21 protein-coding genes are annotated in these 20331 nt (G+C 69.0%); 8 read left to right on the forward strand and 13 right to left on the reverse strand.

Going from position 1 to position 20331, the window contains the following annotated elements:
* Positions 1–2: 2 nt before the first annotated feature.
* Complete coding sequence (locus F6X38_RS12130) at positions 3–521, reverse strand: hypothetical protein (protein ID WP_150970091.1); 519 nt, start codon at positions 519–521, stop codon at positions 3–5.
* Between the two features lie 141 nt (positions 522–662).
* Here F6X38_RS12130 and thrC point away from each other — a divergent pair, with 141 nt between their 5' ends.
* Genes thrC through F6X38_RS12150 form a run of 4 tightly spaced genes read left to right on the forward strand, consistent with a single transcriptional unit; the run spans position 663 to position 6976 of the window.
* Entirely contained in the window at positions 663–2075 is a 1413-nt protein-coding gene (thrC, locus tag F6X38_RS12135) for a threonine synthase (protein ID WP_150970092.1), read from the forward strand.
* Positions 2072–3400, forward strand: coding sequence for a M16 family metallopeptidase (locus F6X38_RS12140; protein ID WP_150970093.1), 1329 nt, complete (start codon positions 2072–2074; stop codon positions 3398–3400). The genes thrC and F6X38_RS12140 overlap by 4 nt, the downstream gene beginning before the upstream one ends.
* A gap of 10 nt (positions 3401–3410) precedes the next feature.
* Positions 3411–4094, forward strand: a complete 684-nt coding sequence (locus F6X38_RS12145; RefSeq protein WP_150970094.1) for a GNAT family N-acetyltransferase — start codon at positions 3411–3413, stop codon at positions 4092–4094.
* The gene (locus F6X38_RS12150; RefSeq protein ID WP_150970095.1) at positions 4091–6976 is read left to right on the forward strand and encodes an EAL domain-containing protein; all 2886 of its coding nucleotides are present in this window, start codon (positions 4091–4093) and stop codon (positions 6974–6976) included. The genes F6X38_RS12145 and F6X38_RS12150 overlap by 4 nt, the downstream gene beginning before the upstream one ends.
* 30 nt (positions 6977–7006) lie before the next feature.
* Here F6X38_RS12150 and F6X38_RS12155 read toward each other — a convergent pair whose 3' ends face one another.
* On the reverse strand, positions 7007–7717 hold the full coding sequence (locus tag F6X38_RS12155; RefSeq protein ID WP_150970096.1) for a YqgE/AlgH family protein: 711 nt from the start codon (positions 7715–7717) through the stop codon (positions 7007–7009).
* A 199-nt stretch (positions 7718–7916) separates the two neighbouring features.
* On the opposite strand from F6X38_RS12155, the gene F6X38_RS12160 reads away from it, so the two are divergent.
* The 3 genes from F6X38_RS12160 to F6X38_RS12170 all read left to right on the forward strand — a co-directional run bounded on the left by F6X38_RS12160 (position 7917) and on the right by F6X38_RS12170 (position 10270).
* Positions 7917–8720: a protein-disulfide reductase DsbD domain-containing protein gene (locus tag F6X38_RS12160; RefSeq protein WP_161992735.1), complete on the forward strand. Its 804-nt coding sequence runs from the start codon at positions 7917–7919 to the stop codon at positions 8718–8720.
* Between the two features lie 65 nt (positions 8721–8785).
* Positions 8786–9277: a peroxiredoxin gene (locus tag F6X38_RS12165; protein ID WP_150970098.1), complete on the forward strand. Its 492-nt coding sequence runs from the start codon at positions 8786–8788 to the stop codon at positions 9275–9277.
* A gap of 75 nt (positions 9278–9352) precedes the next feature.
* Complete coding sequence (locus F6X38_RS12170) at positions 9353–10270, forward strand: DUF6030 family protein (protein WP_150970099.1); 918 nt, start codon at positions 9353–9355, stop codon at positions 10268–10270.
* 2 nt (positions 10271–10272) lie between these two features.
* On the opposite strand, the gene rnhA is transcribed toward F6X38_RS12170, so the two are convergent.
* The 11 genes from rnhA to coxB form a co-directional block, all read right to left on the reverse strand.
* Complete coding sequence (rnhA, locus tag F6X38_RS12175; protein ID WP_161992736.1) at positions 10273–10752, reverse strand: ribonuclease HI; 480 nt, start codon at positions 10750–10752, stop codon at positions 10273–10275.
* Positions 10749–11723: a homoserine kinase gene (locus F6X38_RS12180; protein WP_150970100.1), complete on the reverse strand. Its 975-nt coding sequence runs from the start codon at positions 11721–11723 to the stop codon at positions 10749–10751. Before F6X38_RS12180 ends, rnhA begins: the two co-directional genes overlap by 4 nt.
* 4 nt (positions 11724–11727) lie before the next feature.
* Positions 11728–12732: a 4-hydroxy-3-methylbut-2-enyl diphosphate reductase gene (ispH, locus tag F6X38_RS12185; RefSeq protein ID WP_150970101.1), complete on the reverse strand. Its 1005-nt coding sequence runs from the start codon at positions 12730–12732 to the stop codon at positions 11728–11730.
* A gap of 57 nt (positions 12733–12789) precedes the next feature.
* Entirely contained in the window at positions 12790–13560 is a 771-nt protein-coding gene (locus tag F6X38_RS12190; RefSeq protein ID WP_150970102.1) for an SURF1 family protein, read from the reverse strand.
* Positions 13561–13564: 4 nt separating this feature from the next.
* Entirely contained in the window at positions 13565–13945 is a 381-nt protein-coding gene (locus F6X38_RS12195) for a DUF983 domain-containing protein (RefSeq protein ID WP_150970103.1), read from the reverse strand.
* Between the two features lie 94 nt (positions 13946–14039).
* Positions 14040–14930, reverse strand: a complete 891-nt coding sequence (locus tag F6X38_RS12200; RefSeq protein WP_150970104.1) for a cytochrome c oxidase subunit 3 — start codon at positions 14928–14930, stop codon at positions 14040–14042.
* 81 nt (positions 14931–15011) lie between these two features.
* Positions 15012–15626 carry a cytochrome c oxidase assembly protein gene (locus tag F6X38_RS12205; RefSeq protein WP_150970105.1) on the reverse strand — a complete coding sequence of 205 codons (615 nt, stop codon included), beginning with the start codon at positions 15624–15626 and terminating at the stop codon, positions 15012–15014.
* A 5-nt stretch (positions 15627–15631) separates the two neighbouring features.
* A complete protein-coding gene (locus F6X38_RS12210; protein WP_150970106.1) occupies positions 15632–15766 on the reverse strand; it encodes a protoheme IX farnesyltransferase in 135 nt (44 codons plus the stop codon).
* Positions 15766–16710 (reverse strand): heme o synthase, encoded by a 945-nt coding sequence (locus F6X38_RS12215; RefSeq protein WP_150970107.1) that lies wholly within the window; start codon positions 16708–16710, stop codon positions 15766–15768. The genes F6X38_RS12210 and F6X38_RS12215 overlap by 1 nt, the downstream gene beginning before the upstream one ends.
* Positions 16711–16800: 90 nt before the next feature.
* Positions 16801–18405 (reverse strand): cytochrome c oxidase subunit I, encoded by a 1605-nt coding sequence (ctaD, locus tag F6X38_RS12220; protein ID WP_150970108.1) that lies wholly within the window; start codon positions 18403–18405, stop codon positions 16801–16803.
* A gap of 21 nt (positions 18406–18426) precedes the next feature.
* A complete protein-coding gene (gene coxB / locus F6X38_RS12225; protein WP_150970109.1) occupies positions 18427–19392 on the reverse strand; it encodes a cytochrome c oxidase subunit II in 966 nt (321 codons plus the stop codon).
* 286 nt (positions 19393–19678) lie between these two features.
* Between coxB and F6X38_RS12230 the strand changes: the two genes are divergently transcribed.
* Positions 19679–20248, forward strand: a complete 570-nt coding sequence (locus F6X38_RS12230; protein WP_425482855.1) for an invasion associated locus B family protein — start codon at positions 19679–19681, stop codon at positions 20246–20248.
* Positions 20249–20331 lie beyond the last annotated feature (83 nt).

Genomic DNA, 20331 nt, shown 5'->3' on the forward strand with positions numbered 1-20331 from the left:
ATTTACTTCCCCTCGTCGAAGCCGACGAAGATCGCGTAGTTGCGCGCCGGCGGCTCGGGCACGCGGATCGCCTCGTCGACATAGACGAACCGGCCGGGCGAACCTTGCGCATAGGCGACGCTCTGCGTGCCCCTGTTGCTGTAGAGCGTGTCCGCGCCGCTGACGACGGCGACGCGGATCGGCAGCGCGGCGGTGCCGCCCTCGCCGGCCGGCCCCGCGACGACGCGGCCCGAGACGCCGACCTTCAGGTAGAGCTCGCCGTTCAGGACATGGCATTCGCGCGTCGTCTGCGTGATCGAGGCGATGTACTGCTGCTTGCCGATCTCGCCCTTGCGCAGGATCGCGGTGTTCTCGCGCAGGGAAATCTTCGGGCAGTATTCCGGCACGACCCCTTCCGTGTCGACGCTCTGCGGCCGGTGCGGCGCCGCCGGGATGTCCGCGGCCTCGCGCGTCGAGTTGCAGGCCGCGAGGGCCGAGATGGCAGCGAGAGCGAGGGCGATGCGGGGGCGGAGGACAGGCATCGTGCGTGGTTCTTCCCATTTCGTGGCGCGCCGTTCTATAACAGCCAGCCGAACGGCAAGCGACGGGCGCGAGACGCGTTCTCCCCCGTTCCGTAGCGGGAAGTCCGGCACCATCTGCCGGATCGGGAGTGAAGAGCGCAAGTGAGATACGTGAGTTCGCGGGGCGCGGCGCCGGTTCTCGGCTTCGCCGACGTCCTGCTCGCCGGGCTCGCCGCCGACGGCGGGCTCTACCTGCCAGCGGAATGGCCGCGCCTGTCGGAAAGCGAGATCCGCGCCTTCCGCACCATGCCCTATCCGGCCGTCGCGCTGGCGATCTTCGAGCGCTTCACCGGCGGCGAGATCGACCGCGCCACCTTGCAGCGGATGGTCGACGAGGCCTACGCGACCTTCCCGCACCCCGCCGTCGCGCCGCTCGTGCAGGTGGGCCCGCGCGACTACGTCCTCGAACTCTTCCACGGTCCGACGCTCGCCTTCAAGGACGTCGCGATGCAGATGCTGTCGCGCTTGATGGACCATGTCCTCGCCGAGCGGGGCGCCCGCGCGACCATCGTCGGCGCGACCTCGGGCGATACGGGCGGGGCGGCGATCGCGGCCTTCGCGGCGAGCACCCGCACCGACGTCTTCATCCTGTTTCCGCACGGGCGCGTCTCGCCGGTGCAGCAGCGGCAGATGACGACGCACGGCGCACCGAACGTCCATGCGGTGGCGATCGAGGGCAATTTCGACGACTGCCAGGCGCTCGTCAAAGCCATGTTTAACGATCAGCGCTTCCGCCGCGACACGGCGCTCAGCGGCGTCAACTCGATCAACTGGGCGCGGATCATGGCCCAGATCACCTACTACTTCACCGCCGCCGTCTCGCTCGGGAGCCCCGACCGCGCCGTCTCCTTCACGGTGCCGACCGGCAATTTCGGCGACATCTTCGCCGGCTACGCCGCCAAGCGCATGGGCCTGCCCGTCGACCGGCTGGTGATCGCGACGAACCAAAACGATATCCTGGCGCGGACGCTGGCGAGCGGGCGGCACGAGAAGGCGGGCGTCCATGCGACGACCTCGCCGTCGATGGACATCGAGATCTCGTCCAACTTCGAGCGCCTCCTGTTCGAGGCGGCGGGCCGCGATCCGGAAACGGTGCGCCGCCTGATGGCGGGCCTTCAGCAGAGCGGCGCCTTCACGTTGCCGGCCCCGATGCTGGAGACGATCCGCGCCGAGTTCGACGCGGGCGCGACAAGCGAGGCCGAGGCCGCCGCGACGATCCGCGAGGTCGTGGAGGCGACCGGCCTCCTCCTCGATCCGCACACGGCGGTTGGCCTCAGCGTCGCGCGGCGGCAGGGCGGCGACGCGCCGATGGTGACGCTCGGCACGGCGCATCCGGCGAAGTTCCCGGCCGCCGTTGAAGCTGCGAGCGGCCGCGTTCCGGCGCTTCCCGCCAGCCACGACGGGCTGATGGAACGCGCCGAGGTGTTCGACCGGCTGCCGAACGACTTGAACGCCGTCCAGACATACATCACGGAGCGCGCCAAGGCGGCGCTCGCGAAGGGCCAGGCCGCATGAGCGTCGAGATCACCAAGCTCGCCAACGGCGTCACGATCGCGACGGAACACATGCCGACGCTGGAAAGCGCGGCGCTCGGCGTCTGGGTGAAGGCGGGCGCGCGCGACGAGGCGGAGGGCGAGCACGGCATCGCGCACCTCCTCGAGCACATGGCCTTCAAGGGCACCTCGCGCCGCACGGCCCGTCAGATCGCCGAGGAGATCGAGGACGTCGGCGGCGAATTGAACGCCGCGACCAGCGTCGAGACCACCTCCTACTACGCCCGCGTCCTGAAGGACGACGTGCCGCTGGCGCTCGACATCCTGACCGACATCCTGGTCGACTCGAAGTTCGACGAGGAGGAGCTCGACCGCGAGCAGCAGGTGATCCTGCAGGAGATCGGCGCGGCCGAGGACACGCCCGACGACATCGTGTTCGACCATTTCCAGGCCGCCGCCTTCCGGGGCCAGATCATCGGCCGCCCGATCCTCGGCACGCGGGAAACGGTGAAGTCCTTCACGCCGCAGGGCCTTCGCACCTACCTCGCCCGGCACTATTCGCCGGAGAAGATGGTGATCTCGGCGGCCGGCGCCGTCGACCACGCCGCGATCGTCGCCCAAGTCGAGCGAAGCTTCGGGCACCTCAGCAACCCGCGCCCCGACATCGAGCCGGTGCGCCCGGTCGCGGCCTATACCGGCGGCGAGTTCCGCCAGTCGCGCGACCTCATGGACGCGCAGATGGTGCTCGGCTTCGAGGGCCGGCCCTACTACGCCCGGGACTTCTACGCGAGCCAGATCCTTTCCATGGTGCTCGGCGGCGGCATGTCGTCCCGCCTGTTCCAGGAAGTGCGCGAGAAGCGCGGGCTCTGCTACGCGATCTACTCGTTCCACTGGAGCTTCTCGGATTCCGGCCTGTTCGGCGTCCATGCCGCGACCGGCGAGGAGGAACTCGCCGAGCTCGCCCCCGTGATCGCAGAGGAGCTGGCCAGGGCCGCGGAAGGCATCCAGCCGGCGGAGGTCGCGCGAGCGCGGGCGCAGATGCGCTCCAGCCTCTTGATGAGCCAGGAAAGCCCCGCCTCCAAGGCCGGGCAGATCGCCCGCCAGCTCATGTTCAACGGCTCGATCATCGGCAACGAGGAACTGCTCGACCGCCTGGCGGCGATCGACGCCGCGCGGCTGACGAGCCTCGCCGAGGCGACCTTCCTCGGACGCTCCCCGACGCTCGCCGCGATCGGACCCATCGACCGGCTGCCGCGGGTCGACGAGATCGGCCGCGGCCTTGCCTCCCCTCGCCCGCCCGCGGCCGCCGACGACGCCGACCCGTTCAGGCAGGCCGCCCACCACTGACTTGACGCGCATGGGACTGTTCGACGCCATCCTCAGCCCTTCGGGTCCGGTGCTGCGCGGCGGGCGCGTCGTCCTGCGCACTCCGCGCATGCGCGACTTCGAGGCGTGGCGGAAACTGCGCGAGGAAAGCCGCGAGTTCCTGATGCCGTGGGAGCCGCTGTGGACGCCGGACGAGCTGACGCGCAAGGCCTATCGCATGCGCCTCAACCGTTACCTCCGCGAGACGCAGGAGCGCTCCGGCTTCACCTTCTTCCTGAAGGACGCGGGCACGGACGAACTCTTCGGCGGCCTGACGCTCGGCCTCATCCGGCGCGGCGTCGCCCAGACCTCGACGCTCGGCTACTGGATGGGCGAGCGCCATGCCGGCAAGGGGTTGATGCGCGAGGCGGTGGAACTCCTGAAACCCTTCGTCTTCGAGGTCGAGGGCCTGCACCGGATCGAGGCCGCCTGCCTGCCGTCCAACGCCCGCTCGATCCGGCTCCTCGAGCGCTGCGGCTTTCGCCGGGAGGGCTATCTGCAGAAATACCTGAAGATCGCGGGATCGTGGGAAGACCATCACCTTTATTCGCTGGTGGCCGAGGACTGGGCCGCGGAACTCGCGCGTCAGGCCGCCGCCTCGCGGGACGGCGGGCCGGCCGATCGCTTGGCCCGCCCCCCGCCGCCGATCGCGGCCCTCGACGGGGCGAACCCATGAGAGCCGCCCTGCGCCTCCTCCTCTTCCTCTTCTGCCTCGTCGGCGGCACGGCGGGCTTCGCCGCGCCCGCCTTCGCGTTGGAGCCGGTCGGCATCGCGCGCGACGACGTCGCGATCGACCTCAAACCCGCCGTCGAGATTCATCGCGGCGGCGGCTCGAGCTTTCAGGTCTCCACCGTTCCCGGCGCGGACGGCATCGTCCGGCGGATGGAAATCGAGGCCAATTCGCCGAACTCCTCCGGCGACTGGGCGGTGTTCGCCATCGCCAACAACACCGACGTGCAGATCGACCGGCTCGTGGTCGCGCCGAACTTCCGCCTCGCCGGCTCCGGCATCCTCTGGCCGGACCTCGGGAGCCAGCGCATCGCCTCGATCACCCCATCGGAAGGCTTCGCGCTGGAGCGCCAGCCGAGTTCCGAGGCTGACGTATTCCTGGTCACGCTGAACCCCGGCTCGGTGGTCACCTTCGTCGCCGAGATGGCCTCGCACGACCTGCCCGAGATCCGGTTGTGGGAACCGAACGCCTACAAGGACACGGTCAACGCCTACACGCTCTATCGCGGCATCGTGCTCGGCATCGCCGGCCTCCTCGCGGTGTTCCTGACGATCCTCTTCGTGGTGAAGGGCTCGGCGATGTTCCCGGCGACCGCCGCGCTCGCTTGGGCGGTGCTGGCCTATATCTGCATCGACTTCGACTTCTGGCAGAAGCTGATCCCGATCATGCCGGGCGAGGAGCGCATCTGGCGCGCCGGAACCGAGGTCGCGCTCGCCTTCACGCTGGTCGTGTTTCTCGCCGCCTACCTCCACCTCAATCGCTGGCACGGGGTATTCTCGGCCTTCACGCTGCTCTGGCTCGCCGGCCTCGGGGCGCTCGGCGTCGCCGCGACCGTCGATCCGCCGGTCGCGGCCGGCATCGCGCGGATGTCGCTCGGCGCCACCGGCGTCGTCGGCCTCTGCCTCATCGTCTACCTCGCGGCGGTCGGCTTCGACCGGGCCGTGATGCTGATCCCGACCTGGCTCCTGATCCTCGTCTGGACCTTCGGCGCCTGGATGACCGTGACGGGCCGGCTCGACAACGACGTGATCCAGCCGGCGCTCGGCGGCGGCCTCGTCCTCATCGTGCTCCTGATCGGCTTCACCGTGATGCAGCACGCCTTCGCGGGGAGCGGCTTCTCGGGCGCCGCGATCACCGATGTCGAGCGGCGGGCGCTGGCGCTCGCCGGCACGGGCGACGCGATCTTCGACTGGGACGTGACGCGCGACCGCATCTTCGCCGGCACGCAAGGGGAAGGCTCCAGTACCCTGCCCTTCGCCGACATGACCGGCCCGGCGCGCGACTGGCTGCCGATCCTTCACGCCGACGACCGCGACCGCTTCAAGCTGACGCTCGACACGATCCTCGAGCACCGCCGCGGCCGCATCGCGCAGAACTTCCGCGTCAAGGGCCGCGAAGGGCACTACCACTGGATGCAGCTCCGCGCCCGGCCGGTGCTCGGCTCGGACGGCGAGGTGGTGCGCTGCGTCGGCACCATCAAGGACGTCACCGACGAGAAGAAGGCCGAGGAGCGGCTGCTGCACGACGCGCTGCACGACCAGTTGACCGGCCTGCCGAACCGCGAGCTGTTCATCGACCGGCTGGAGGCGATCGGCACCTTCGCCAGCGGCCGCCAGGACGTGCGGCCGAGCCTCTTCGTGATCGACATCGATCGCTTCCGGCAGGTGAACGACGATTTCGGCATCGCCACGGGCGACACGATCCTCCTGACCCTCGGCCGCCGGCTGCGCCGGGTGCTCAAACCCCAGGACTCGCTGGCGCGCCTCGCGGGCGACCAGTTCGGCCTGATCCTCCTCTCCGAGACCGAGGCCGGCACGGTCGTCGCCTTCGCCGAGAAGCTGCTCCAGGCGATGAAGGCGCCGATCGGTCTCAGCGAGCGCGAGATCATCCTCACCGGCTCGATCGGGATCGCCGGCTGGGCCGAAGGCGCGACGCCGGAGGAAGCGCTGAAGGAGGCCGAGCTCGCGATGTACGAGGCCAAACGCCTCGGCGGCGACCGCATCGAGCCGTTCCGCCCGGCGCTCAGGACCGGCGGGTCGAGCCGGCTGGAGCTCGAATCCGACCTCCGCCGCGCCTTCTCGCGCAACGAGCTGACGCTCGCCTTCCAGCCGATCGTCCACCTCGCCGACGGCCGGGTCGCCGGCTTCGAGGCGCTGCTTCGCTGGGACCATCCGAAGCGCGGCGCGATCTCGCCGGCCGAGTTCGTGCCGGTCGCCGAGAGTTCGGGCCTCATCGTCGAGCTCGGCCAGTTCGCGCTGAACGAGGCGGCGCTGCGCCTTTCCGACTGGCACCGGCTGACGCGCAACGAGAAGCTCACCGTGTCCGTCAACGTGTCCAGTCGCCAGCTTATCCGGCAGGACCTCGTCAACGACGTCAGGACCGCGCTCGAGCGCTATGCGCTGCCGCCGCACTGCCTGAAGTTGGAGATCACCGAATCGCTGGTGATGGACAATCCGGAGCGCTCCGCCCAGCTTCTCGCGCGCCTGCGCGAGATGGGCGTCGGCCTGTCGCTCGACGATTTCGGCACCGGCTACTCGTCGCTCGCCTACCTGACGCGGTTCCCGTTCGACACGCTGAAGGTCGACCAGGCGTTCCTGCGCGGCGAGGCGCAGCCGCAGCGCACGATCATCCTCCAGTCCATCGTGCAGATGGCGCGCGAACTGCACCTGTCGGTGATCGCGGAAGGGGTGGAGTCGCCGGCGGACGTCGCCCGGCTCGTCGAGCTCGGCTGCGAATACGGCCAGAGCTACATGTTCTCCCCGCCGCTGACGGTCGAGGAGGTGCGCCGGAAGCTGACGGAGCGTCCCGCGCGCCGCCGCACGGCCTGACCGGCGGCCGGCGAAGCGGGGCGGGCCGTCTCAGGCGTGGCCGGCTTCGGCGGTCAGAAAAGCCGGGTCGATGCCGAGCAGCGCCAGCGCGCGGTTGTACTTGCCGTCGAGCTTCGAGTCGAAGATCAGTTCGTCGTCCGCGCGGCAGGTGAGCCAGCCGTTCGCGGCGATCTCCTCTTCGAGCTGGCCGGCGCTCCAGCCGGCGTAGCCGAGCGCCATCAGCGCCGAGTCCGGGCCGATGCCCTGCGAGATCGCCTTCAGGATATCGAGCGTCGGCGTCAGCGACACGCCATCCGAGATGGCGACGGTCGACTCGGAGGAGTAGTCGCCGGTGTGGAGCACGAAGCCGCGCCCCCGCTCCACCGGGCCGCCCATGCAGACCGAGACGTCGCGGGCGGTCTCCGGCAGGCGGATCGCCTCGTCCTCCTTGACGATGTTGAGCTGCGCCAGGAGGTTCGCGAACGAGATCGGCTGCGCCTTGTTGATGATGAAGCCCATCGCGCCGTTCGGCGAATGGGCACAGAGATAGACCACGGAGCGGGCGAAACGCTCGTCCTCCATGCCGGGCATGGCGATCAGGAAGTGCCCTTCCAGCGAGTCGGCGCTTTCCAGATCGTCGGACCGCTCCGCCGTCGCATCGTCGTCGTCGCCGGTGGCGATATCGATCGGCTGCGATCGCCGGTCGTCCGATGCGGACGCCGACAGGATCCCGGCTCTGCTCTTGCGTTCGATGTCGGCCATGTCGTTCGTCCCGCTTTCCAGGCGACGTTCGCCGGAGAGTGCACCGCATGATGGGAGGGCGGCAAGCCCGAAGGATCAAGATCGGCGGCGACGGGGCCGCATAATTTGATCGCTTGTCGCCGGTTCGACACGGCCGGTCCCGCGCCGCGCCGCGTTCCAGGCTGGACATGGCGACGATCCGACCGGCATGAAAGCACCCATGCGAAAGAATGTCGCCGCTCTCGTTACGCTCCTCGGCATCCTGCCGCTCGGCCTCCCGGCCGGAGCCGCTGCCGGCGACAGGTTCGAAGGCGAAGGCGTCCGACTGCGGCTCCTCGCCGAGCGGCCCGACGCGGAAGGGCACTTCCGGGGAGCCCTGCTGGTCGACCTGAAGCCGGGCTGGAAGACCTACTGGCTCGATCCCGGCGAGGCAGGCATTCCGCCGGACCTCCGCTTCGGGAATGCGCCCGAGACCGTCGCCTCGTTCCCGGCGCCGCACCGTGTCGACGACGGCTTCGCGAAGTCGATCGTCTATTCCGCGCCCTTCGCCGTCGCGCTGGACGGCCGGCTGGAGCCCGGCACTGCGAAGCCCCAGCTGAAGGCGACGCTCGGCGTCTGCCAGGAGATCTGCATCCCCGTCGCGGCCGTGCTCGACGCGGAACCGGCCGCGAGTGCCGAGGTGCGCGGCGCAATCGACGCCGCCTTCGCCGCCCTCCCTCGGCCGAGCACGGCGGAGGCAGGCATCGTCGGGGCAGAGCTGTCGGAGGATTCGGGCACGCTGACCGTTTCGGTGCGCCCGGCGAGCGCCGCCGCGGGTGCCGACCTCTTCGCCGCCGCCCCGAACGGTTGGGCGTTCGGCCCCCCGGGCGCCGTCCGGTCGGTCGGCGACGAAGCCCGGATCACGCTGCCGGTGACGGCGAAGCCGCGGAAGACCGCCGCCGCGCCGTTCGCGATCGAGGCGACGCTCGCCGGCCCCGCCGGGAACTGGCGGGCGAGCGGCCTCGCGGTGCGGCGCCAGCGCTGACGGCGGGCGCGGGCGCGCTACCTTCATTCACGGTCCGAGCGGGTCGGACAGACGAGGACGGGCGGATGACCATCGCGATCGGCGACACAATACCTAATGCGACGCTGAAGACGCCGGGACCGGACGGCCCGCGCAACATCTCGACCGGCGAAGTCTTCACCGGCCGGAAGGTCGTGATGTTCGGGGTGCCCGGCGCCTTCACCGGCACCTGCAGCAACGTCCACCTGCCGGGCTTCCTCGACAACGAGGAAGCGATCCGCGCCAAGGGGGTCGACGAGATCGCAGTTCTCGCGGTGAACGACCACCATGTTATGGCTGCGTGGGCGAAGGCGACGGGCGGCGAGGGCCGCATCCTGTTCCTCGCCGACGGCAACGCCGAACTGACGAAGGCGCTCGGCCTCGACGTCGATCTGGCGGTCGCGGGGCTCGGCACGCGCTCGCGGCGCTTCTCGATGATCGTCGAGGACGGCGTCGTCAAGGTGCTGAACATCGAGGAGTCGCCCGGTACCGCGGAGAAGTCGGGCGCGGCGGGGGTGCTTGACGCGCTCGGCGCGTGAAAGCAAAAGAAAGGATTGGCTGTTTCATATCGAGACGACCGCGTCATCGCGGACGCTCGCCCGGGCTGGGTCCGAATGGTCAAATGGACTGACGACGAGAGTTCCGATCTTTCGCCCGCGTCGAGCGAGATCTCGCCGCGGGCGCGCCTCATCGCCTGGTTTCGCGGCTGGTCGGCGTCCGACGCGCTGCCGCGTATCGTGCGCTGCTCGATCGCCGGCGGGCTGGCGCTGGCGCTCCTCGCCGTCGTCACGCTGCGCGCCGGCGGCCCCGATCAGGTGGCCGTTGCGGCCGTCGTCGTCCAAGCCCCGACCTTCGCCAAGCTCCGGCAGAGCGTCGCCGCCGATCCGCCGCCATCCCCGGACGTCCTCGACCTGGCGGCGGCGCTGACGGAGGAGCCGCCGACGCCGGACCTCGCGTCGCGCTGGCTGCGCCCGGCCGCCGAATTCGCGCAGGGCTTCGCCGATCCACCCGACCGGATGAAGCGCCTTTGCCAGGATTTCGCGGCGGCCGGCTTCGCCCATGCGCGCTGGCAGGCGAGCAAGGTGTTCGACGGCGAGTGGGAGTGCTCCTCGGCGCTCCAGGCGGACGGCCGCGACGGCGACGCCGCCTTTCTCGTGGTTCGCGGCTCCGGCGAGCGGAACGCCGGCAGCCTGATGCTGAAGTTGAACCCGGTCTCGGCGGCGGACCGCGCCGCGCTGATCGGCCGGGTCGAACCGGTCGTCGGCCAGTTCCTCGCCGCGGCGCACGTCGCTCCGTCGGCCACTATGCTCGATCGCCTCGCGGCCGGCGAGCCGGTCAACCTGCCGACCTCGTTCGGAACCCTTCGCATCGTCGCCGAACACAACCGCCCGGACGTCCGGGTGATCAGTCTGTCCGTTTCGCCGGTGCTGGATGCGCCGAAGGAGAGCGCCTGCGCGAAGGACTGCCTCGCGCGGTTCCGGCCGCCGAACTCGGTGCTGTCCGCCGCGACGCATGTCGCGGCGCGGCAGTAGGATCAGCCTTCCGGCACGACCGCCGCCGGCCGGCTGCCTTTCCGCTTGAACGGCGCCATGGCGAGCCGGGCGAGTTCGTCGGCCCGCTCGTTCTCCGGATGGCCGGCATGGCCCTTGATCCAGTGGAACTCGACCTGATGGCGCTGGCGCGCCGCATCGAGCGCCTGCCAGAGTTCGGCATTCTTCACCGGCTTCCGATCGGCCGTCTTCCAGCCGTTCCGCTTCCAGCCGTGGATCCACTTGGTGATCCCGTCGCGCAGATACTGCGAGTCCGAATGGAGGTCGATCGCGACCGGCCGTTTCAGCGCCTCCAGCGCCGAGATCGCGGCGAGCAGTTCCATGCGGTTGTTGGTCGTCACCGCCTCGCCGCCGGAAAGCTCCTTCTCGGTCGTGCCCCAGCGCAGGATCGCGCCCCAACCGCCCGGCCCCGGATTGCCGGAGCAGGCGCCGTCCGTGAAGATCGCGACGCGCGGCTCGCTCACGGGCAGTCCATCTCGATGCCGTAGTCGGCGGCGCTCCGGACGGTGCGGTGGAAGCGGGATTTGCGCAGGTACTCCTTCGGGTCCTTCTTGGTGACGAAGGAGCCGTCCGGCACGTTCAGCCAGTCGTAGAGGCGGGTGAGGAGGAAGCGCATCGCCGCGCCACGCGCGAGAATCGGCAGCGCCACGATCTCGACCTCCGACAGCGGCCGGACCCGGCGGTAGGCCTCGATCATCGCCCTCCCCTTCGTGACGTTGAACGCGCCGTCCGCCTCGAAGCACCAGGCGCAGAGGCAGATCGCCAGGTCGTAGGCGAGGATGTCGTTGCAGGCGAAATAGAAGTCGATGAGGCCGGACAGTTGCCCTCCGAGGAAGAAGACGTTGTCCGGAAAGAGGTCGGCATGGATGACGCCGGTCGGCAAGTGCTGCGGCCAAGCCGCCTCGATCGCATCGAGCTCGGCAGCGATTTCGGCGGAGAGGCCGGGCTCCACGCGGTCGGCATCCGCGCCGCAGCTTTCCGCCAGCGGTCGCCACGCGTCGACCGAAAGCGCGTTCGGACGCGTGCCGGAAAAGTCGGAGGCCGCGGCGTGCATGCCGGCCAGCGCCGCGCCGACGTCGCGGCACTCGGGCACGCCCGGCCGCCGCGTCCACATGCCTTCTAGGAAGGTGAACACCGCCGCCGGCCGGCCGGCGAGGTCGCGCAGCGTCTCGCGGTCGCGCGCTTCCACCGGCAGCGGGCAGGACAGGCCGCGGGACGCCAGATGCAGCATCAGGCCGACGAAGAACGGCAGGTCGCCGCGCGCGACGCGCTTCTCGTAGAGCGTCAGGATGAAGGTGCCGCCCGTGGTGCGCAGGAGGAAGTTCGAGTTCTCGACCCCCTCCGCGATGCCCTTGTAGCTCAGCAGCGTGCCGAGATCGTAGGCTTCGAGGAAGGCGGAGAGCTGCGGTTCGGAAACGTCGGTATAGACGGCCACCGGCTCACCGGGTCCCGTTGACGAAAGCCATGTCCGCGCCGGTGAGCGGCGTTTCGCGCAAGGACCGCACCACGGGGAAGTTCTCCGTTTCCACCGCCGTCTGCACGAGCTCGATCCGAAGGTCGAAGCGTTCGCGGAGCGCCGCGACGATCTCGTCCACGATGATCTCCGGCGCCGATGCGCCGGCCGACATCGCGAGGTTCATGCCGCCGTGGAGCAGCTCGAACGGCACGTCGATGGAGCGCTGCACGAGCCGCGAGGCCTTCGCGCCGGCCCGCTCGGCGACTTCCACGAGGCGCATGGAATTCGACGAGTTCGGCGCGCCGACGATCAGGAACAGGTCGATGCCGGGCGCGGCTTCGCGCACCGCGTCCTGCCGGTTCGTCGTCGCGTAGCAGATCGAGTCCGACGAGGGCGCGTGGAGCGCCGGGAACTTCGCTCCGAGGGCGGCGATGACGCCGGCGGTGTCGTCGACGGAAAGCGTCGTCTGCGTGACGAAGCCAAGCGCTTCCGGGTTCGCCGGCGCGAAGTGCTCGACGTCCTCCTCCGTCTCGATCAGCGTGACGGCGCCGACCGGAAGCTGACCCAGCGTGCCGACCACCTCCGGGTGCCCGGCATGGCCGATGAGGAGAACGTGCCGGCCGAGGCGCATATGGCGCATGGCCTGCTTGTGCACCTTCGAGACCAGCGGACAGGTCGCGTCGAGATAGAGGAGTTCGCGCCGCTCGGCCTCGGCCGGTACCGACTTCGGAACGCCGTGCGCCGAGAAGACGACCGGCTGGCCGTCGTCCGGCACTTCGGTCAGTTCCTTGACGAAGACCGCGCCGAGGTTCTTCAGGCCCTCGACGACGTAGCGGTTGTGCACGATCTCATGCCGGACATAGACCGGCGCGCCGTACTTCTTCAGCGCCAGGACGACGATCTGGATGGCGCGGTCGACGCCGGCGCAGAAGCCGCGCGGCTCACAGAGGCGAAGGGTCAGCGGCGGCTTGGCGAGCGTCTGCAGCAAGTGGATCGGTTCCGTATCGCGTGTCGGCCGCGAATGAAGGGATCGGCAGCGCCCGTGTCAACCGCGATCGGGCGCGGGCGCCAGCGGACGAAAGGCTCGGAACACCTGATAGCCGAGCATCGAGGCGAGGACCAGCGCCAGCCCGTACCATGTGATCGCGTATTGCAGATGGTTGTTCGGGATGTCGATCACCGTCGTGCCGCCGACCGGCCAGCCGCCGGGGGCGCGGCCCGATCCGGCATCGATGACGAAGGGCAGCACCCTCGCATCGGCGGGCAGGCCGGCGCCGAGCCCGAGTTCGCCGAGGTTCTTCCAGAAGAACTGGTTCTTCGCCGTGTCGTTGTTCGGCACCAGCCAGGACGGCTTCTCCGCGGCGACGTTCCGGGCGAGCCCCGTCACGTCCGTCTCGCCGTCGATCAGCCCCTCGCGCCGCGTCGCGGGGTCCTTGCGGTCGTAGGGCACGAAGCCGCGATTGATCCAGACGAAGCGGTTGCCGCCGAGATCCATCGGCACGTAGACGTTCCAGCCGGCATCGCCGCCGAAGGTGGAGATGAAGAAGCGCTCCGCCCCGTTCAGGAACCGGCCGTGCGCGGACACGGGAATGTATTCGACATCGCCGGTTCGCTCGGCCGTCGCGGCGACGGCGTCCGCCGGCTGCGGCGGGGCATGGGTGCGCTCGTCGATCTGCCGGAGCACGCCTTCCTTCCAGTGGAGACGTTCGACCTGCCAGGTGCCGAGCGCGCAGAGGATAACGACGCCGACCAGACCGAGGAGCAGCCCGACGACGCCGCGCCGCCGGCCGGGGCGCGCTTCGTCGGCCGCCGTCATCGCCCTAGCCATCGAGCCGCCCCTGCGCCGCCTTGGTGCGGAACTGCAGGCCGATCAGCAGTCCCTTGAACAGGCGCATCAGCGGCAGGCTGAGGATGACGGTCAGCGGCAGCCAGAGGATCAGGTGGACCCAGAACGGCGGCGAGACGCTGATCTCGAGCCAAAGGGCGAGGCCGATCACCACGATGCCGACGATGAGGATCACGAAGGCAGCCGGCCCGTCGCCGGAATCGGCGAAACCGTAGTCGAGGCCGCATTCCGAACATTGCGGCCGGAGCTTCAGGAAGCCCGCGAACAGTCGCCCTTCGCCGCAGCGGGGGCAGCGGCCACGCGTGCCTGCTTTGCCGGGATCGACGCCGGGAAGCGATGCTCGGGACCCGCTCATCGCGGCACTCCTCGGATGGAATCCATGCATGAAACAGATAGGGCGGCGCCGATGGCGCCGCCCGCTTCGAATCGTCCTATGCGGCCTGCGTCGGTCAGCCGGCGCCTTCCATCGGCGCGCCCCAGCCGCCCCAGACGTAGACGACGAAGAACAGGAACAGCCAGACCACGTCGACGAAGTGCCAGTACCAGGCGGCGGCCTCGAAGCCGAAGTGCTTGTGCGGGGTGAAGCCACCGCGGACCGCGCGCAGCAGGCAGACGGCGAGGAAGATCGTGCCGATGATGACGTGGAACCCGTGGAAGCCGGTCGCCATGAAGAACGTCGAGCCGTAGATCGAGCCGGCGAAGGCGAAGGGGGCGTGCGCGTATTCGTAGAACTGCACGAAGGAGAAGATGACGCCGAGGATGACGGTGAGCGCGAGGCCGGCCTTCAGGCTCTGGCGGTCGTCCTCCAGCATGGCGTGGTGCGCCCAGGTGACCGTGGTGCCGCTGAGCAGCAGCGTCACCGTGTTGAACAGCGGCAGGTGCAGCGGGTCGAGCACCTCGATGCCCTTCGGCGGCCAGACGCCGCCGAGCACCTCGGTGCGGGACGCCTGGACGAGCTCGTTCGGGAACAGGCTCGCGTCGAAGAAGGCCCAGAACCAGGCGACGAAGAACATCACCTCCGAGGCGATGAACATGATCATGCCGTAGCGCAGGTGCATCGACACGACCGGCGTGTGCGCACCCTCGTTGCCTTCCTTGATCGTATCCGACCACCAGGCGAACATCGTGTAGAGCACGATCAGGAGGCCGAGCGCGAAGATCCACGGCGTCGCGAGGTTCGCGCCGAGGAAGTTGAACGGCTGGTCGAGATGGTGGCGCAGCCAGGCGACCGCGCCGAAGAACATGATGAAGGCGCCAAGCGAGCCGAGGAACGGCCAAGGGCTCGGGTCGATGATGTGATAGTCGTGCTGCTTGCCGTGCCCGTGCGTCGTATCGGCCATTCTCAAATCCTCGTCGGTCGACCCCGACCTCAGGCTAGCGTGTTATACGAGTTCCAGATCAAGCTCCAGCGACGGCGCGCCTCAGCGCACGGCGCTGGAGCCTGCCGGCGTCTGGCGTTCGGCCACCGGCTGCGCCGGCTTGTCGATGGCGAAGAAGGTGTAGGACAGGGTGACCGTCGGCAGGGTGCGCATGTCCGGATCGTCGGCAGCATCCGGCGACACGAAGAAGATCACCGGCATGTCGCGCTCCTCGCCCGGCTGCAGCGTCTGGTCGTTGAAGCAGAAGCAGTTGATCTTGTTGAAGAACGCGCCGCTCGTCTCCGGCGTCACGTTGTAGTCCGCCCGCGCGGTGAGCGTCCGGTTGGAGCGGTTCTTCACCCGGTAGGAGATCTGGCGCACCTCGCCGAGCCGGACGCGCACCTGCCGGTCGACCGGCCGGAACTCCCAGTCGAGGCCGGGAGCGACGTTGGCATCGAAGCGCACGTTGATCGACTTGTCGTGCACCGCCTCCGGCGCAGCCTCGGCGCGCTGCGTCGTGCCGCCGTAGCCGGTCAACTGGCAGAACATGCGGTAGAGGGGAACCGAGGCATAGGCCGCGCCGACCATGCCGAAGGCGAAGGCGAGGCAGCCGACCGCGATGAGGTTGCCGCGCCGCTGCCGTTGCCGCCCCTGCCCGTCGTTCGCCTGCTCGCCCATGCCGGTCAGCCCCCGATCTTCGCGAGCGTGACCACGTAGAAGATCACGACGAGCGCCACCAGAAACACGCCGATCGCGACCGAGCGGCGGCGACGCGCCGCCTGCTCTTCCGGCGTCAGCGTGATGCGGTCGTCCTGCATCAGACGAGGCCGCCGCGGGTCAGCGCCGCTTCGGCGAGGAGGGCAGCGAAGAGCGCGAAGAGGTAGAGGATCGAGAAGCCGAACAGCTTCTTCGCCGGCACCATCGCGGTGTCGCCGTCGGCCATGCGGAAGGTCTTCCACGCAAGGCGCAGGAACTCGGCGCCGAGCACGATCGCGACGAAGCCGTAGGCCATGCTGGCGAAGCCGAGGACGTAGGGGGCGACGCCGACCGGCACGAGGATCAGCGAGTAGAGGAGGATCTGGAACCGCGTCGCCGCTTCGCCGGAAACGTTCGGCAGCATCGGCACCCCGGCCGCGCCGTAGTCGCGCATCCGGAACATCGCCAGCGCCCAGAAGTGCGGCGGCGTCCAGAGGAAGATGATCAGGAACAGCGTCACGCTCTCGACGGACACGCCGCCGGTGACGGAGGCCCAGCCGATCATCGGGGGAAAGGCGCCGGCCGCGCCGCCGATCACGATGTTCTGCGGCGTCCAGCGCTTCAGGCCCATCGTGTAGACGACGGCGTAGAAGAAGATGGTGAAGGCGAGCAGCGAGGCGGCGAACCAGTTCACCGCGAGGCCGAGCAGCATCACCGAAAGGCCGGCCATGCCGAGACCGAAGGCGAGCGCCGTTTCCGGCGCGATGCGCCCGGCCGGAACGGGGCGCCTGGCGGTGCGCGCCATGACCGCGTCGATGTCGGCGTCGTACCACATGTTGAGCGCACCGGCGGCCCCGGCCCCGAGTGCGATCGACAGGATGGCGATGCAGCCGAGCGTCGCGTCGATATGGCCGGGGGCCATCAGGAGACCGGTGATCGCCGTCAGCACCACCAGCGACATGACGCGCGGCTTCAGGAGCGCGAAGAAGTCGCGCGGCTCGGCCAGGCTGATGCCGCGCGGCTCGTCACGGACCGGGTTGTCGATGCTGGCGTCGATAAGGGTCAAGCGAACCTCGGAGTCATTGGGAAGCCGCAGGAGCTCCCATGCAACCGGCCCCGAACGGTCGGGGCCGGCTTTGTCGGATTGAACCCGCCGTCAGCGGATGCGCGGCAGTTGCTCCCACTGGTGGAACGGCGGCGGCGAGGAGAGCTGCCATTCCAGCGTCGTCGCGCCTTCGCCCCACGGATTGTTGCCGGCGACGCGCTTCGCCCGGATCGCCTCGTAGATTCCGTACAGGAACACGAACACAGCGATGCCGGAGATGTAGGAGCCGATCGAGGAGACGAAATTCCAGTTCGCGAAGGCGTCCGGGTAGTCGACGTAGCGGCGCGGCATGCCCTGCGCACCGAGGAAGTGCTGCGGGAAGAACACGAGGTTCACGCCGACGAAGGTCATCCAGAAGTGAATCTGGCCGATCCGCTCGTTGTACATGTAACCGGTGATCTTCGGGAACCAGTAGTACCAGCCGGCGAAGATCGCGAAGACCGCGCCGAGCGACAGCACGTAGTGGAAGTGCGCGACGACGTAGTAGGTGTCGTGCAGGACGCGGTCCATGCCGGCGTTCGCGAGCTTCACGCCGGTGACGCCGCCGACCGTGAACAGGAAGATGAAGCCGATCGCCCAGAGCATCGGCACGCGGAACGAGATCGAGCCGCCCCACATGGTCGCGATCCAGGAGAAGATCTTGATGCCGGTCGGCACCGCGATCACCATCGTCGCGAACACGAAGTAGCGCTGCGCGTTCAGCGAGATGCCGGTCGTGTACATGTGGTGCGCCCAGACCACGAAGCCGACGACGCCGATGGCGACCATGGCGTAGGCCATGCCGAGATAGCCGAAGATCGGCTTCTTCGAGAAGGTCGAGATCACGTGGCTGACGATGCCGAAGGCCGGCAGGATCAGGATGTAGACCTCCGGGTGCCCGAAGAACCAGAACAGGTGCTGGTAGAGGATCGGGTCGCCGCCGCCCTGGGGCGAGAAGAAGGTCGTGCCGAAGTTGCGGTCGGTCAGCATCATGGTGATGGCGCCGGCGAGGACGGGCAGCGACAGGAGCAGCAGGAAGGCGGTCACGAGCACCGACCAGGCGAAGAGCGGCATCTTGTGCAGCGTCATGCCGGGGGCGCGCATGTTGAGGATCGTGGTGATGAAGTTGATCGCGCCGAGAATCGAGGACGCGCCGGCGACATGCAGCGCGAAGATCGCGAGATCGACGGCGGGACCCGGATGGCCGGAGGTCGAGAGCGGCGGATACATCGTCCAGCCTGTTCCCGCGCCGTGCGAGCCCGGCGCGCCGTCGACGAACATCGACAGGACGAGGAGCAGGAAGGCGGGGACGAGCAGCCAGAACGAGATGTTGTTGAGGCGCGGGAACGCCATGTCCGGCGCGCCGATCATGATCGGCACCATCCAGTTGGCGAAGCCGCCGATCAGCGCCGGCATCACCATGAAGAAGATCATGATCAGGCCGTGGCCGGTGGTGAAGACGTTGTACATCGCCGGGTCGCCGAAGATCTGCAGCCCCGGCTGCTGGAGCTCCATTCGCATCGCGACCGACAGGCCGCCGCCGACGATGCCCGCCATGATGGCGAACATCAGGTACAGCGTGCCGATGTCCTTGTGGTTGGTCGAATAGACCCAGCGCGTCCAGCCGTGTGGCTTGTGGTGCGCGTGATCGTCGTGGACGGCGGTTCCGTAGGCCATCGTTCTATCCTTAACGATCCGTCAGCGCCCGGCGACGGCGACGCCGTTGCGGGCGGCGTCGATCGAGGCGGTCAGTTGCTTGTAGGCGGCCGGAAGATCGCTCGCGGCGCCCGCGAGCCAAGTCCGGAACTGGTCCTTCGAGACGACCCGCACCGCGATCGGCATGAAGGCGTGGTCGCGGCCGCAGAGCTCGGAGCACTGCCCGTAGAACAGCCCCTCCTTCTTCGGCTCGAAGTAGTATTCGTTGTTGCGGCCGGGCACGGCGTCGACCTTCACGCCCATCGAGGGGATCGCGAAGGAATGGATCACGTCGCCCGAGGTCGAGAGGATGCGCACCACGGTATCGACCGGCACCACCAGCTCGTTGTCGACGGTCAGGAGCCGCGGATAGACGTCGTGGTCGGTCTTGCCGGCCTTCTCGCGGTCGCCGTCCTGCATCAGGTAGGATTCGAACGAGACCGGCTGCACGGCGGCGGAAGTGGTCGTCGCCTCGGCGGTGCCGGCGTTCGCGCCGACGGTCGGCGCGCCGGCGGTCGCGGCGGGATCGGTCTGGCCCGGCTGGTATTCGTAGCCCCAGTACCATTGGTAGCCGGTGGCCTTCACGGTCAGTTCGGGCTCGCGCGGCGGGTTGTACTGCGCGGTGAGGAGCTGGAACGAGGGGATCGCGAGGCAGACCAGCACCAGCACCGGCGCGATCGTCCAGATCACCTCGATGGTGGTGTTGTGGCTGGTGCGGGACGGCACCGGGTTGCGTCGCTCGTTGAAGCGCCACGCCACGTAGGCGAGAAGCCCCGCGACGAGGATCACGATCGGCACGATGAAGGCGAGCGTGTAGTTCGAGAACCAGTGGATCTCGGCCTCCGTCGGCGACAGCGCCTCCTGGAGGTTGATGCCCCAATGGTGCGGCTGGCCCGGATTGACCGCCTGTGCCGCCGCGCCGAGCGTCGAGGCCACGAGGCCGAGCGCGGCGATGATCGATCGTTTCACGAAGCCTTCTCCTGTCGGAACGCCGCCGGCCTCGCGCCGCCGGAGCCGGACGCCGCACCGGAACGCTCCTCAGCGTTCCGGCCGCGTGCCGGACGTTCTTTACCCGGCCCGCCGGCCGGGTTCAAACCATGAATGCGCATAGTCTGCAACAATTCCAGACTGCGGTCGCGTTGCGACATATTCGCGAAACCGTCAAGTTCGCGAAAGGCATGGCCGGGGCGGTGGCGGCGACGCCGCGTCACGTGCCATAAGCGCGCCGACGTTCGGGCGCATGACGCCCGATCGGATGGTTTTCCGGTTGCGGGTGCGGAGGCGGGTTGTGCCGATGGCGGTGGGTTCCAGGCGATTTCTGATCGCGGCGTTCGCGGGCGCGCTTCTCGTCGCGGCGCAATCGACCGCGGCTTGGGCGCAGGCCGCTGCCGGCGCGACTGGCACCGTGAAATCGCAGCACGGGGCCTGGAACGTCGTCTGCGACCGTCCGGCCGGCGCGCCGGCCGACCAGTGCGCCCTCCTCCAGAACGTCGTCGCGGAGGACCGGCCGGAGGTCGGCCTGTCGGTGGTGGCGCTGAAGACGGCCGACAAGAAGGCGCGCATCCTGCGCATCCTCGCGCCGCTCGGCATCCTGCTGCCGAACGGGCTCGGCCTCTATGTCGACGGCAAGAACATCGGGCGGGCGCAGTTCGTCCGCTGCTTCAACGACGGCTGCTACGCCGAGGTGATCCTGGCGGACGAGCTCCTGAACACGCTTTCCACCGGCAAGAGCGCCACCTTCATCGTGTTCCAGACGCCCGAACAGGGCATCGGCATCCCCGTCGACCTCAACGGCTTCGGCGACGGCTTCAAGGCGCTGCCTTGACGAGAAGCCGCGGCTGTCCGGGATGGCGGGACGGGCGCGGCGGTCCTATCTGAGGCGCCGAACAGCCGTCTCCCCGGAGAGTC

This window comes from Plantimonas leprariae, assembly GCF_008802405.1.
Taxonomy (GTDB): Bacteria; Pseudomonadota; Alphaproteobacteria; order Rhizobiales; family Rhizobiaceae; genus Plantimonas; species Plantimonas leprariae.